The organism is Pseudanabaena sp. FACHB-1998 (assembly GCF_014696355.1).
Taxonomy (GTDB): domain Bacteria; phylum Cyanobacteriota; class Cyanobacteriia; order Pseudanabaenales; family Pseudanabaenaceae; genus Pseudanabaena.
Map to the genome: position 1 here is coordinate 48,730 of NZ_JACJQA010000002.1, position 14,437 is coordinate 63,166.

Below are 14,437 nucleotides of genomic sequence, written 5' to 3' on the forward strand. Positions count from 1 at the left end.
TAATAAAACCAGCATAAGCAACTATGGCTGATGAACTTCAAAAGTCCGAGCAACCTCAAGATCAAAATGCTCTCTCCAAACCTCATGATGCTTCGGCAAAGGGAAAGGAGTCTGATAAACCTGCGGATAAATCTGCGGATAAGCCAAAATCTGAGAATGGAGACAAATCAACAGGGAAGAAAAAAGAAAATTTATCTCCCAAAAAACGTTTTATTCCTTTACCCAAGCTTGTCTTTTTAGAAAGACTTCCGAGACTAAGTTTTCCTAAGCCTAAAGTCTCTATCAATTTATTTAAGTTTGGGAAATCTCCAGAGGCTAAGGCTAGACAAAAACTTAATTTATTATGGTTTTGGTTGCTAACAATTTTAGTTAGCTATACGTTAATGGGCTATTTTCTGTCAGTTTTGTTGACTATGCGATCGCAAAAAAACTTAGCGATCGCGGGTTTTATAACTATGGGATTACTACCAGTTATCACCGCATTTGCTGACTATGGACTAATGAAATGGGGATATTTAATTAGTGGATTTTTAATTGTTGGGGGGCTAATTTTTTTAATTAAAATTAAGTTTTATTTTCTCGTCTTAGCAATCATGACATGGATAGGAATTACGATGATTGCTTTTGTAGGAGAGTATTTAATCAAACAAAATCGCAAATTTTTTGTAGCCATTATTATCCTAACTTTTCCTTGCTTAATAGGGTTAGGACTGGGGTGGCAAGTATGGCGACTAGTCGCCACAAATCTTAGTTAGTAATGTCAAAACAACAGGGGCAGCGCTTTACGCCGCCCCTGTTGTTTTGACATTATATAGCAAAGCAAGAGTTAGCCAGTACAAACCAAAACCCCAAAAGCGAGTAGAGGCGCGAAGCGCCTCTACTCGCTTTTGGGGTTTTATATTCTAAGCAAAACTTACATAGCTATACCTAATTAATAAATGACTGCGCCATTTATTAATTAGGTATTACAGGGATTTCGCTGGTGAGCTAAACTGAGAATACCTATATAACTTTATTAAGAAAATAATATGAAAAGATTTGAATGGAGTGATTCTTTGAGTACGGGTGTTCCCATGATTGACACTCAACACAAAGAGCTAATTGCTGCCACAAATGAGATTGGTGAAGCGATCGAAAAGGGCAACGGGGCAAATGCGATTAAAAAGTTATTAGTATTTCTAAAATTCTATGCTGAATGGCACTTTGGCAATGAAGAAACCTGTGCCGCTAAGCATCAATGTCCCATGGCTGGAGTTAATCAAGAAGCCCACAAAAAGTTTATTACTACCTTTGGTAAACTCCACGATGAATATCGCCAAAGTGATGCTAGTGAAGATGTGGCTCGTAAAATCTATGATGAACTCTGTGAATGGCTGGTCAGCCATATTTTACGCATAGACACCCAGATTGGGGCTTGTATCAAAGAAGGAATTGCGAAGCAAGCATAAAAACTACTACGCAAAAAAGCAAGTACTAAAAAAGGCGGTCAACGTCCGCCTTTTAAGATTACTCTTCTTCTTCAGCCTCTTCAGCCAATGGATAGACAAAACCATCATTTTTGCCTGTGAGGATGGACTTACCTAAGGAGATTGCTTTTTGGGCGTGAACTGCGGCTTTGCGCTTCCAAACTGCTTTGCGGCTATCTCGCTTAGATTTAGAAGTGCGTTTCTTGGGTACTGCCATGATGTTATCCCTGTACTAACTTATGATAATTCTCTGATTTTGAATTAGAAAATTTTTGACAACCTTTCTATGATACAGCAAGTTGATTAGCATATTATGCCTAAGTAAAAAACAAAATCCAATTGAGGGTTGCCTCGCAACCCTCAATTGGATTTTGCTTCCTGACTTGAGTGACTACAGGTAGAGAAAAAAGTGAAGCTTTGGGCGACTTTCTTGGGAAGTCTTGCCAATTACTGTAAGAATCGGTATAGCCAAAAATTTATTAACATTCTATTGAGAGGGTAAAAAGAATGCTCAGCATTCTTTTTACCCTCTCATATCTGCCTTTATTAGCAAAGCTATGCCTGAAGCCAAACTCTCCTTCGCTGAACATTATCACGAACGTACTAAGTATGCCCCTAAAACCCTTGCGAGCAAGAGTCAAGGCTTAGATTGGAGTACACAGCCCTCGCCCTATAAGGATTACAAAATAGGCACGGTTTATGATCTGAAGCCCTATCTCACGGAAGAGGTGCAGTCCGATCGCGATGGGTTGTTGGCAAGTCGATGGCGGCGGCTATCGCGTTTGCTCTTTTGTAGTTATGGATTGACGGCAAGAGTCCCGACAATTTCGGGGGAGGCTTTTTATTTGCGATCGGCTCCTTCGGCAGGGGGGCTTTATCCTGCGGAGGTGTATTTAATTTCGGCAGGAACACCGCTTTTATCGGCAGGGATTTATAACTATCAGGTACGCAGTCATAGCTTGATTCATTTTTGGCAAGATAACCATGTGTGGAGTGGATTGCAAAAGGCTTGTTTTGGACATCCCGCTTTACAGGATAGTCGCCTAGCGATCGCCATTACTTCGGTTTTCTATCGCTCGGCATGGCGCTATCAAGATCGTGCCTATCGCCGTATTTTTTTAGATACAGGGCATTTGCTTGGCAATATTGAACTGTCTAGTTCGATTGAGGATTATCAGGCTTCTTTGATCGGTGGCTTTGCAGATGAGGCGATAAATGAGCTTTTGTTTTTAGATAAGCAGGTGGAAGGGGCGATCGCAATCGTGCCAATTGTCGATCTGCAAGATGAAGAAAGGATTGGTCGTGGTCAGGAATCCAGATCGCCATTGCAGCGATCGGCAAATCTGGCTAAGGGACTGATGACGGCTTTGCCATCGACTACTGTGACGAGCTATCCGAAGCTAGCGGACGGAGAATTATTAGGATTTTTGCATCAGTCTACGCAAATCTCCGAACAACCGAATATGCCGAATATGTGGCAACAGCTTAAGGATAATCAGCCAGAAACTCAGAATCCCAATGCTGAACAGGATCTAGATAAATATAATTTCCCATTCTGCACCAAAGTCAGTACGGTAACGGACAGTATTCATTGGGGTGATGAGTTGGAAATGTTGGAGAATACAATTCTCCAAAGGCGATCGACTCGCGAATATAGCGGCGGGAAATTGGAATTAGCAGAACTGAAAGCAATTCTGGATTTTACCTATCAGCCCCAACACTATACTGACCAAGGGATTGATGGTCATCCCGATTATTTTGACCTGAGCTTAATTGAAACCTTTGTAGCAGTTACGGGTGTGGTTGGTTTAGAGGTAGGTTGTTACTACTATGCGCCTAAATCCCAAGAATTGCGCCAAATTCGTTTTAAAAATTTCCGTGATGAATTGCATTATCTTTGTCTTGGTCAAGAGTTGGGACGGGATGCAGGTGCAGTGGTTTTTCATACTGCGGATCTGCAAAAAGCGGTGGAGAAGTATGGCGATCGCGTATATCGCTATTTGCACATGGATGCGGGACACCTCGGACAGAGGATAAACTTGGCGGCGATCGGCTTGGGTGTGGGCGTGAGTGGGATTGCGGGTTTCTTTGATGATTTGGTGAATGAGGTACTAGGCATCCCCAATGATGAAGCAGTTTTATACATCACTACATTAGGTAGACCACGTTAAAAATCCTTAGATTGATACCGTCTACTGAAGAGAAATTTGACCCAAGGCTTGCAAAGCAAGCCTTGGGTCAAATTTCTTAGTTTCGCGTAAGGGTTTCTAGCTATTGCTATTTTTGTTAGTACCCCAAACCAGAAGGGAGTTGCGGCGCAAAGCGCCGCAACTCCCTTCTGGTTTTGATTTGTCCTAATACAAGCTATAAAAGGACAAAATGGCGTAGCCATTTTGTCCTTTGGTATTACTCTGTAACAAGTCGAGAAACAGAAAGGGTGTCACACATTTTTTTGATTTGATTGCAAACGCGATCAAATTGGTTGCGATCGCTAATATCAATACTTAAATCAATAATGGCTGCCTTACCTTTTTTGGTCTGGACATTGGCGCGACGGACATTAATTTTGTTGTCGGATAGACGAGTCAAAATATCTCGCAACACACCAACTCGATCAATGGTTTCTACCCGAATATCGATGGGATAGGTTTGAGCATGATCGTTTTCTTTCTGTTGATTCCAAGCTACATGGAGCAAGCGATCGCTAGGAATATTCGCTAAATTATTGCAATCATTGCGATGAATCGTAATGCCGCGATTGCTGCCTAAAGCCACCACGCCGATGATCGATTCTCCCGGTAATGGCGCACAACAACCAGCGATCGAATAAACCATTCCTTCTAATCCCAAAATTGGAGATTTAGAAGAATGACTATGGGAATGTTCGTGGCGGGCTTCAAACTTCTGCGGATTGATATAGCGATCGCTATGTTGATGTTCTCGCAGTTTATTGACCACGGCATTAACCGAAGTTTCACCATAGCCGATACCAGCGATGAGATCCTCAACGGAGTGATAGTTGCAGCGATCGGCGAGCTTCAGCATCTGGTCAGACTTCAGCAAAGCTTCTAAACCACTCTTACCCAATTCTCGCTCTAAGGCACTACGACCAAGGGCAAGATTTTCGTCGCGGCGCGATCGCTTAAACCATTGACGAATTCTGGATTTTGCGGAACTCGTCGCCACAAAATTGATCCAATCAGTACTGGGATGAGCATTATTTTGAGTGAGAATCGTGACAATATCGCCATGCTTAAGGGGACGCTGAAGCGGAACCATCACACTATTTACCAAAGCCCCAGAACAGTGATTCCCCACTTCCGTATGCACGCGATAGGCAAAATCTACAGGTGTAGCCCCCCTTGGCAAACAGTAAACATCCCCCTTTGGACTAAAGACATAAACTTCGCTATCAAATAAATCCTCTTTGACGCTATCTAGATATTCCTGAGGATCTTTTAATTCTCTTTGCCATTCCACCAACTGACGTAACCAAGTAAACTTCTGATCGTCCCCCTTAAGTGGCTTACTCGCAGAATTACTCTCTTTATATTTCCAGTGCGCCGCAATTCCATAATCAGCAATGTGATGCATTTCCCATGTGCGAATCTGCACCTCTACGGGCTGTCCCTTGGGGCCAATTACCGCCGTATGTAGGGATTGATAACGATTGGGCTTTGGTAAGCCAATGTAGTCTTTAAAGCGTCCGGGGATTGGGCAGAAATAATCATGGACTACGGCGAGAACTCGATAACATTCTTCCTTAGTATTAACGATGACTCTAACAGCCTGAATATCATATATCTCGTTATACTGCTTCTGCTGGCGTTCCATCTTGCGATAAATGCCATAGAGATGTTTGGGTCTACCGCTAATCTCAAAATCCTCTATTTCCATCGCTACTAGGCGATCGCGTAATACTCTTGTTACCTCTACTAATTGCTCTTGACGACTTTCATGGGTTTCCGCCACCAAAGATTCCATCATCTGATATTGCTCAGGTTCAATATATTTAAAAGCAATATCTTCTAGTTCCCACTTTAATTGTCCTAAGCCTAAGCGATTGGCTAAGGGGGCAAAAATTTCTCTCGTTTCCCTAGAAATCAGCACTTGTTTTTCGGGGCGCAGATGTTGCAGCGTCCGCATATTGTGGAGGCGATCGGCTAGCTTGACAATAATCACCCGAATGTCTTGAGCCATAGCCAGAAACATTCTCCGAAAGTTTTCCGCTTGGCTTTCGGTTTTACTTTCAAAGCTCAGTTTTGATAGCTTAGTGACCCCCTCAACCAGTTGCCTAACTTCTTTGCCAAATTTCTCTTCAATTTGATCGCAAGACACGTCCGTATCTTCCACTACGTCATGCAAAAATCCTGCGGCAATCATGGCACTGCTGCCCCCCAAATCCTTTAAAATCGAAGCCACGGAAATCGGATGCAAAATATATGGCTCACCCGAAGCCCGACATTGTCCATCATGCAATCGGTAGGCAAAATCTAAGGCTCGACAAATAATATCTTCCTCATTTTCACCTTCTCCCCTCTGTGACTTTTCCCAACTACTTCTAAGCCAGTCAGGAATCCATGAATCTACCAACGCATTGCATTCCTGCGCTTTTTCATAATCTAGAGACTGACCTAGACGTTCTACTGGAGCTTCAGCTAATAATGTCGTCGGAGCCATATTTTCAGTTCGCCTTAGCAGAGAGAGAAATTTAATCGATATTTCGATAACCTTATTTTAAACTTTATGTCAACTATGTTGTTTTGTCTTCATATTTGACCGTAACTCGTAAAATCATTAAAAATCCCTAAACAAATCAAAAAAATAAGTGACTGTGTTTTAAACAGCCACTTATTTTTTTTGATTTAATCCCTTCAAACCCAAGAATTAGCTGTGCGGCGCGAAGCGCCGCACAGCTAATTCTTGGGTTTTGCTTGCTGTCTATTTTTAGGCTGGGAAGAGAGTATTTAGATAATTAACGGCTTGCTGGAGCGATCGATCTTTTTGCACAGCGTGAGGCGATGAATATCGCTATCCCAATTCACATGGTCAAAAATCTTGCGAAGTATGTAAAAACCTCGACCACATTCCAAGTCATGACATGGAGTTGGCTCATCTCTGCCAACTTCCGAGGATTGTGGCTCAATCCCTTGATCCGTAATCACCCACCAATACATTTGAGAAACGATCGAAAACTTAACAGTAATTTGTTTGCAAGGATCGAGAGAGTTACCATGCTTAACCGCATTTACCAGCGCTTCCTGTAAGCCCAAGCGAATCTCTGCCTGCCATTCGGACGGTACTTCATCTAGCAACAAGTCCAGTACTGGAGCAAGGTAGAGGGTCGAAGTAAAACTAAGGTTACTCCACTTTCGCCCTACAGGACGGACAGGGGTCACAATCACGCCTTTTAACTCCTCTGATTAACTGCTATAGCCCCCATTGGTGTTGGTTGAAAAATACAGCTAATGGCTAAATCATCAACTAGGCACGCAATGGAATCAATTAAATTCACGATCGCCATACAATAGACTTAGTTTCTATTCTAGCGAAAAAATCTTTCCTCAGAAGTATGACCTTTACGCAAAGACAAAGTTCACCCTTTAATCCCACTGAAAACACGCGCACAATGGGCAAGGGGATACGAGCCGCTATCTTATTTTTGTTGGGCGTATTGGTGCTAATCGGCATTTTAGGGGGACGGCTTTTTTATTTACAATTAATTGAGGGCGATCGCAATCAGCAGTTAGCCGAAAATAATCGTATTCGCCTCATTGCCAAGCCTCCAGAGCGGGGAAGATTATTTGATCGCAAAGGCAATATTCTCGCCTCAAGTCGTTTGGCTCATGTGGTTTATCTCTGGCCGATCGCCCAGCCTAAGGATAAATGGCAACCAATTATTAATCGATTGGCTGAGTTAATCGGCGTATCTGCCCAAACGATTACAGACAAACTAGAACAAGAGGGCTATAACTCTCCTAATCTGGTCAGGGTGTCATCGGCAATCAGCCCGAAGTTGGTCACCGTCCTTTCAGAGCATAGTCTGGAGTTACCGGGGGTCAAGGTCGAGCCTGAAGCCGTGCGTTATTATCCCAATGGCGATGTCGCCGCCCACGTCCTAGGCTACACAGGCGAACTAACTGCCGAAGAATTGCCAAAATTACGCGAAAAAGGCTATCGCCCGGGGGATGTAATTGGGAAATCGGGCGTGGAATATTCCTTTGAAAACATGCTGCGCGGCGAGTGGGGTGGACAGCAGGTAGAAGTGGATGCCTTTGGCAAAGTCTTACGGATTTTAGGTCAGAAGCCTCCTAAGGCGGGTAATGCCGTCAAATTAACCGTTGATCTCGATCTGGAAAAAGCTGTAGAAAAGATTTTAGGCGATCGCCAAGGCGGGATTGTCGCCATAAATCCTAATAACGGTGAGGTCTTAGCGATGGTTAGCCATCCTGCCTTTGATCCCAACCTTTTTTCTGGCAAAATCTCGGAAGCAACATGGAAGCGACTACAGGAAAAAGATCACCCCTTTGTGAATCGCACCTTACAGGTCTATCCTCCCGCTAGCACCTTTAAAGTCGTAACGATGACAGCAGCGCTAGAAAGCAAAGCTTTTTCACCCAATGACATGTTACCGACCTATCCTTATCTGGATGTTGGCGGATTTCAATTTTGGGATCACAACAAAGCAGGATTCGGCACGATTGGCTTTTACGAAGCGATGGCGTATAGCAGCAATACCTTCTTTGGACAGGTGGGAATGCGGGTAGGCGAACGCCCCATCGCGGAATGGTCGCGCAAGTATGGCTACGGTGAATATTCGGGCATCGAAATCAAAGAAGAAGAAACAAAAGGGACAGTGCCAGATCCCGAATGGAAACAGAAAGTAATTGGAGAGCCTTGGTATGTGGGCAACACCTTAAATATGTCCATTGGGCAGGGTGATGTGCAAGCTAATCTGGTGCAGGTGTCGATGATGACTTCTGCTGTAGCCAACGGTGGCTTTAAAATCAAACCGCATTTTCTCCTAGAAGATAATGACGCTAAAGAATGGCGACAGTCTTTAAACATTGCGCCTGTCAATTTAGAGGCGTTGCGAAAAGCGCTGCGATCGGTATTTGATTTTGGTACGGCTGCGGCTTTGAATTCTCCAGACATTGCTATGGCGGGTAAATCTGGCACGGCTCAAGATCCCCCTCGTCCTAACCATGCTTGGTTCACGGTCTATGCTCCCTATGAAAAGCCTGAAATTGTGGTCACCGTGTTTGCCGAAAATGCTGGTGGTGGTGGTGGTAGTGCGATCGCTGCCCCCTTAGCTGTTCAGACCATCGAAGCCTATATGCAAATCAAAAAACAACCCAATTCGCCAAATAATCCTCCAGTGCCTCTCCAAGTTTCCAATTAAAAGAAAAGAGGCGATGCTTTGCATCGCCTCTTTTCTTTTAATACGAATCAAGATAGTTTTTGAACACAAAACGCTGTGATTAAATAGCAAGGGTTTTATTCTGTAAAAAAAGTAGACCAAAAGCGCTTCAGCGCTTTTGGTCTACTTTTTTGTCTAGATTTTCTTGAGCCAGCTAAACATCGAGCGAAGTTCCTTACCAACAGACTCGATTTGATGCTCAGCTTCTTGACGACGCATTGCGGTGAAGCCAGCCTTGCCAGAGAGATTTTCAAGGACAAACTCACGGGCAAATTGTCCAGACTGAATTTCCGAAAGAATTTTCTTCATTTCTGCCTTGGTTTCAGCGTTAACTACCCGAGGACCGCGAGTGTAATCACCATACTCAGCAGTATTGGAGATACTGTAGCGCATATTTGCCATACCGCCTTCAACCATCAAGTCAACGATCAACTTCACTTCATGCATACATTCAAAATATGCAAGTTCAGGTTGATAGCCAGCTTCCACAAGGGTTTCAAAACCAGCCTTAACTAGGGCGCAAAGACCGCCGCAAAGTACTGCTTGTTCACCGAATAGATCAGTTTCAGTTTCTTCGCGGAAAGTGGTTTCGAGAATACCGCCACGAGTGCCGCCGATACCTTTAGCGTATGCCATCGCGCGATCGCGAGCATGACCAGTTGCATCTTGATAAACTGCAAACAATGCAGGTACGCCTTGACCTTGAGTGTAGGTGCGACGAACTAGGTGTCCAGGCCCCTTTGGCGCAACCATGATCACGTCCACATCGGCAGGAGGAACAACTTGAGCAAAGTGGATATTAAAGCCGTGAGCAAAAGCTAAGGTGTCACCAGCTTTAAGATTTGGTGCAATTTCGGTAGCATAAATTGCTTTTTGAGTTTCATCAGGCAATAAAATCATGATCAGGTCAGCCGCCGCCGATGCATCAGCAACGGTTTTAACGGTGAGCCCGTCAGATTCAGCTTTTTGCCATGAGGGACTGCCTTGATATAACCCCACGATGACATTCACGCCGCTATCTTTGAGGTTGAGGGCATGGGCGTGACCCTGAGAACCGTAGCCAATAATTGCGACTGTCTTACCCGCAAGGAATTCAAGATTTGCGTCCGTGTCGTAGTACATCCGAGCCATAGTGTGGTTATCTCCGAGACAAGAAAATTAAGTAATTTAGATTAGTGAGTTGGTTTGTAAGATTTATTGTCAATTGGCTTCAAACACTTTTTCTAGTCTAACAAAAAATCGTCCCCCCAAAGAAACAAATTTTGATTAGCACCAAGAGCAGGGTTAGCACTTTGCGCTAACCCTGCTCTTGGTGCTTTACTCCCTTTAGATATTAAAATCCAAGAATTAGCTGTGCGGCGCGAAGCGCCGCACAGCTAATTCTTAGGTGGGAAGAGAGTATATGGATGGCGAAAATTTATAAGATTGATTTCATCAAGCTAATACTCTCTAACTTTAGCGCTTGAGAGTTGCTAAGATTAGCCCACAAGCTATTGCATAAGCCCTGAATCACAGGAATATTATGAATTCTTCTCTTGATACCGACTATATTAGTTTTTTGCCAAGACTAAGAGCAGGCGATCGCGTTATCTATGGTGGCATTCAATGGGAAATTGAAGACTTTAGTACCTATGACGATGCCGACGGCTATGAAACGATGGAGTGGCTACTGAAATCTAATCGTTCTAGCTATTATCTATTGCGCGAAGTCGATCCTGAGAATCCAGAGACTAAGGTGAATTGGTATTTGTCAGAGGAGATCGGAGTCAATCGTGTATCGACAGATCATGTTGGCGATAATGTCCAGTTTGCCCTTTGGGATGTGATGCTTAAACAGGGAGAACCCTATCTAAAGTTAAGAGCAATGGGACGAGTTTACTATTTTGAGTCTCAAACAGAAGGAAATTATAATAGTGTAGATGGCACGGAGTCGCGGACAACATGGGACTATTGGGATGAGCAGCATCTTTGGAATTTGGCAATAGAAGCTTGGCGAGATCGCGAACTTCATGTGTATTCTACGAAGAAAGTCTCACCTACGGAATTTACAATTGCGGATAAAGTTGAGAAACCGCAATCATTTATCTTTCAAAATCCTACGCAGCCCAAAGCGAAGGCAAATGATCGCACTTGGGAAATAATTTGTGCTTGGACGCTAATCATAATTGGTTTTATTTTGATGACTTCGGGAGATTGGTAAGGCATGACTACTTCTTTGTTTGTGGAAGAGCAGGCTAATGGAATTGCCTTTTATATCAATGGGGAATTGCAATTCCACTCTGCTGACGAAGCGATTTATCATGAGTATCTGGCTATTCCAGCGATCGCTTTAGCTGCCAAGCGATTTCCAAATCAGTCTTTACGGGTGTTGATCTGTGGGGGGGGAGATGGGCTAGCCGCAAGGGATGCCTTAAGATTTCCGCAGGTGGGGCAAATTGACTTAGTTGACTATTCACAGGAGGTGATTGATCTCGCTAAATCAACTTTTGCACCTTTTAATCAAGATAGTTTAACTAATTCTAAAGTTAGTGTGCATATCCATGAAGCTTTTGCTTTTTTAAGCAACAAAATCAGCAACTCGACTTTTGAAAACGAGACAAAGCCCTTAGATGAAAGTTTTCAACATCCGAAAGAGAAAGCTTCTGCTCACAAGTATCATGCGATTATTTGTGACTTTACTTATCCAATTTCCATTGAAGACACACAAGTTTATTCCCAAGAATGGTTTGGCTTACTCAAGCAAGTATTAATCCCTTCAGGAACCATTGCGATTAATGCGGTATCTCCCAATCACAATACCTTAGCCTTTTGGTGTATTTATAAATCTATTGAGGCAAATGGATTAGATGTTAAACCCATGCAGTTAGTGATTCCTTCTTTTGTTAATCATGACTATGGTTCGTGGGGATTTTTATTGGCTTCAGAGCAAGAAATTACTGATATAGATATAGAATCTTTAGATATTCCGAGAGATTTGTGTATCTTAAATTTAACGGATCTAAGGAAAGCTTTTGTTTTAGATCAGGCGATCGCAAAGGCAAAAGATCTAGTAATTTCCCACCAAAAAGATTCATCTCAACTATTTTTCTATTTACTAAATCATCGCAATCTTACAATTCCACATACTGAAGTTCTATCACAGGATTTAGAACCATCCACTCATGTTGATTTTCTTAATTCTAATTATCATTCTAATGAGCAGTTAAAAACAGACTTGCAGTTAAAAACAGACTTACAGAAGATTGATTTAAGCCAAAATCCGTTATCTTTATTTACAAATAGTGACCCCATGAGTTTGGATAATTTGGCTAAGGCTTGGCTCAAACAATTAGAAACAAGTCCTGATGATTTGTTAATTCCAGCGCAACATTATTCGCAAACTTCGGGAGTCTCTAAAGAATGGATAGGACGGGTCAAAGGCTTATTAGGACAGATTAATCTACCTCGCCTAATTACCAAAATTCTAGAGCGATCGCAAGATTTACCTCAAGAAATTGCGGCAGATTTACGCGAACTACAATCTAAATTAAAAAGTTTTCAAAGGTCATCTCACCCGCTAAACAATAATTCTAATAATTTACATAATTATGAATCTAATTTAGTAAATCTATCAGATCGACCTTCTTTTAATCTCACCACAGCCAAAGTGATTGCAATTCTATCTCTAACTTTGCTAGTTGCCAATCTCGCCGCCCCCGATGCTGTATTTGCCAAAGGTTCTACAACTTCCTATGGTAGTGCTAGCTCAGGGGATGGTAGTGGTGGATTAAGTATTTTGGGAGTAATGATGATGATTGGTGGGATTTATTGGCTAATCAATATTGCTAATGATGAGAGTAAGTAAGCTGGAATAAGTAAAGTGATTTTTAGAAAATTAGTAAATAGCGATCGCCAAGCTTGGGACAAATTAACTCAAACCCATACCCAAGGTTGCTTTATGCAATCTTGGGCATGGGCTAACTTTCGAGAAATGGATGGCTACCAAACTTTTCGCTATGGATTTTTTGATGAATTTAATCAACTAATTGGTGGATGTATCTTCTATTTCTATCCCCAGCCTAGCTCTGCTAATTTAATCTTTGCCCCTGCTGCGCCCTTATTACCCAAAACTTTAGAATCTCAAGCTATGGAGATGCTAATTACCGAGGCAGAGACCTTAGCTAAAACCAAAGAGAATCAGGGTGGTGCGATCGCCTTACGCATTGAACCTTTGCTAAACACTAAACCTGAATGGCTATCTGCGGATTTCGTGCGATCGCCTGCGGACATTATGCCATCAGAAACTCTATGGATTGATTTACAAAAAACTGAAGCAGAATTACTTTCCGCAATGCATTCCAAAGGCCGTTATAACATCTGTCTCAGCCACCGCTATGGCGTAGAAACTACGTTTACCAACAATGATGATGCAATTCCTCATTTTTACGATTTATTTTACGAAACAGCTCACCGTCAAGGTTTCTTGAGCGAACCCTACGGGTTTTTCATCAAATTATGTCAGACTCTATTTCGAGAAAGTATGGCAGAAATAGGATTTGCCAAATATCAAGGCTCTATTCTTGCCACAATATTAGTAATCTATTGGGGCGATCGCTGCACTTATCTATATGGAGGTCGCAGTGAAAGCGATCGGCAAGTGATGCCCGTCTATGCGCTGCATTGGGCAGCTATCAAACGTGCTAAACAACGGGGTTATAAAATTTATGACTTCTACGGATACAGTGAAGATCCCAACCATGCCTATTATAAATTTTCACAATTCAAGAAAAAATTCGGTGGCAAAATAATCAACACCATCGGCGCTCACGACTATTTTTTTTACGATCACTTAGCAAACATAATCGTCCGTCTATTAAAATAGCCCTACCTAATTGCAGTTCCAAAACTAATCCTTCCAATAACAATTTTGACTCCACCTGCTTCTTCGCTTTTGTAGCAACATAATTAACCCTAAATAACGTGAGTTCGGGTTAAGCAGAAGGAGGTAAAGCCCATTCCATGTGGAGTGAAGGCTTTTTTGGTTGGTGACAATAAGCAATAAGCCCGCAAATGCATTGATCATGGCATTGATGGGACTGCGATGACGAGAATGTTCAATCTGTGAAATATTTTTGAGTTGGTCAATGATCGTCTCAATGATTGAGCGTTTGCGAGAAAGCAACTTATCAGTCAAGCGCATCAAGCGATTTTTCATATTGCGCTTTGGTTTGGCAAAGAACTCAATGCCAAAATCTTGGAACAGTTGAGATGCTAACGATTGAGACAGATAACCACGATCGGCAAACACTTTGCCAAACATAAATTTGAGCAAATCAGGGATAGGTTTACGGTCATCAACGTTGCCTGGAGTAATTTGGATATTCAGTAACTCACCGCACTCATTGACCAGCAGATGCAGTTTGAAGCCAAAGAACCAATCTACTGATTGATGTCTTGCCGAGAGTGTAAAGTGAAATGTGTAAAGTCTGGGATGTATGCAGAGAGATAATCTAGCCACACAATAACTAACACAAAAACCGATGAATATTCGCAAAGAATTGCTAGATGAATT

The 14,437-nt window shown here is 42.5% G+C and carries 11 protein-coding genes and 1 pseudogene; 7 read left to right on the forward strand and 5 right to left on the reverse strand.

Features of this window, described 5'->3' with window-relative positions:
• Window positions 1-23: 23 nt before the first annotated feature.
• On the forward strand, window positions 24-755 hold the full coding sequence (locus tag H6F42_RS00360; protein ID WP_190397361.1) for a hypothetical protein: 732 nt from the start codon (window positions 24-26) through the stop codon (window positions 753-755).
• 273 nt (window positions 756-1,028) lie between these two features.
• Entirely contained in the window at window positions 1,029-1,448 is a 420-nt protein-coding gene (locus H6F42_RS00365; protein ID WP_190397362.1) for a hemerythrin family protein, read from the forward strand.
• Window positions 1,449-1,506: 58 nt separating this feature from the next.
• Here H6F42_RS00365 and rpmF read toward each other — a convergent pair whose 3' ends face one another.
• Window positions 1,507-1,683, reverse strand: a complete 177-nt coding sequence (gene rpmF / locus H6F42_RS00370; protein ID WP_190397363.1) for a 50S ribosomal protein L32 — start codon at window positions 1,681-1,683, stop codon at window positions 1,507-1,509.
• A gap of 340 nt (window positions 1,684-2,023) precedes the next feature.
• Between rpmF and H6F42_RS00375 the strand changes: the two genes are divergently transcribed.
• A complete protein-coding gene (locus H6F42_RS00375; RefSeq protein ID WP_190397364.1) occupies window positions 2,024-3,637 on the forward strand; it encodes a SagB/ThcOx family dehydrogenase in 1,614 nt (537 codons plus the stop codon).
• A gap of 235 nt (window positions 3,638-3,872) precedes the next feature.
• On the opposite strand, the gene H6F42_RS00380 is transcribed toward H6F42_RS00375, so the two are convergent.
• The gene (locus H6F42_RS00380) at window positions 3,873-6,146 is read right to left on the reverse strand and encodes a bifunctional (p)ppGpp synthetase/guanosine-3',5'-bis(diphosphate) 3'-pyrophosphohydrolase (RefSeq protein WP_190397365.1); all 2,274 of its coding nucleotides are present in this window, start codon (window positions 6,144-6,146) and stop codon (window positions 3,873-3,875) included.
• A gap of 287 nt (window positions 6,147-6,433) precedes the next feature.
• Complete coding sequence (locus H6F42_RS00385) at window positions 6,434-6,871, reverse strand: ATP-binding protein (protein ID WP_190397366.1); 438 nt, start codon at window positions 6,869-6,871, stop codon at window positions 6,434-6,436.
• A 167-nt stretch (window positions 6,872-7,038) separates the two neighbouring features.
• On the opposite strand from H6F42_RS00385, the gene mrdA reads away from it, so the two are divergent.
• Complete coding sequence (gene mrdA, locus H6F42_RS00390; RefSeq protein WP_190397367.1) at window positions 7,039-8,868, forward strand: penicillin-binding protein 2; 1,830 nt, start codon at window positions 7,039-7,041, stop codon at window positions 8,866-8,868.
• A 153-nt stretch (window positions 8,869-9,021) separates the two neighbouring features.
• Here mrdA and ilvC read toward each other — a convergent pair whose 3' ends face one another.
• Entirely contained in the window at window positions 9,022-10,017 is a 996-nt protein-coding gene (ilvC, locus tag H6F42_RS00395) for a ketol-acid reductoisomerase (protein ID WP_190397368.1), read from the reverse strand.
• Between the two features lie 391 nt (window positions 10,018-10,408).
• Between ilvC and H6F42_RS00400 the strand changes: the two genes are divergently transcribed.
• From H6F42_RS00400 to H6F42_RS00410, 3 genes are read left to right on the forward strand one after another with little or no spacing between them, the layout of a single operon-like run.
• Window positions 10,409-11,086 (forward strand): DUF4178 domain-containing protein, encoded by a 678-nt coding sequence (locus H6F42_RS00400; RefSeq protein ID WP_190397369.1) that lies wholly within the window; start codon window positions 10,409-10,411, stop codon window positions 11,084-11,086.
• 3 nt (window positions 11,087-11,089) lie between these two features.
• The gene (locus H6F42_RS00405) at window positions 11,090-12,730 is read left to right on the forward strand and encodes a spermine synthase (RefSeq protein WP_190397370.1); all 1,641 of its coding nucleotides are present in this window, start codon (window positions 11,090-11,092) and stop codon (window positions 12,728-12,730) included.
• A 15-nt stretch (window positions 12,731-12,745) separates the two neighbouring features.
• Window positions 12,746-13,747, forward strand: a complete 1,002-nt coding sequence (locus H6F42_RS00410; RefSeq protein ID WP_347272275.1) for a peptidoglycan bridge formation glycyltransferase FemA/FemB family protein — start codon at window positions 12,746-12,748, stop codon at window positions 13,745-13,747.
• A 109-nt stretch (window positions 13,748-13,856) separates the two neighbouring features.
• On the opposite strand, the pseudogene H6F42_RS00415 reads toward H6F42_RS00410, so the two are convergent.
• Window positions 13,857-14,311: pseudogene (locus H6F42_RS00415) on the reverse strand (IS982 family transposase); the annotation flags it as partial.
• Window positions 14,312-14,437: the final 126 nt, after the last annotated feature.

What these genes read in the sequence shown, in the direction of transcription:
- ilvC (WP_190397368.1), bottom strand. Translation starts at nt 10,017, where the DNA reads ATGGCTCGGATGTACTACGACACGGACGCAAATCTTGAATTCCTTGCG.
- mrdA (WP_190397367.1), top strand. Translation starts at nt 7,039, where the DNA reads ATGACCTTTACGCAAAGACAAAGTTCACCCTTTAATCCCACTGAAAAC.
- H6F42_RS00380 (WP_190397365.1), bottom strand. Translation starts at nt 6,146, where the DNA reads ATGGCTCCGACGACATTATTAGCTGAAGCTCCAGTAGAACGTCTAGGT.
- rpmF (WP_190397363.1), bottom strand. Translation starts at nt 1,683, where the DNA reads ATGGCAGTACCCAAGAAACGCACTTCTAAATCTAAGCGAGATAGCCGC.
- H6F42_RS00405 (WP_190397370.1), top strand. Translation starts at nt 11,090, where the DNA reads ATGACTACTTCTTTGTTTGTGGAAGAGCAGGCTAATGGAATTGCCTTT.
- H6F42_RS00400 (WP_190397369.1), top strand. Translation starts at nt 10,409, where the DNA reads ATGAATTCTTCTCTTGATACCGACTATATTAGTTTTTTGCCAAGACTA.
- H6F42_RS00365 (WP_190397362.1), top strand. Translation starts at nt 1,029, where the DNA reads ATGAAAAGATTTGAATGGAGTGATTCTTTGAGTACGGGTGTTCCCATG.
- H6F42_RS00375 (WP_190397364.1), top strand. Translation starts at nt 2,024, where the DNA reads ATGCCTGAAGCCAAACTCTCCTTCGCTGAACATTATCACGAACGTACT.
- H6F42_RS00360 (WP_190397361.1), top strand. Translation starts at nt 24, where the DNA reads ATGGCTGATGAACTTCAAAAGTCCGAGCAACCTCAAGATCAAAATGCT.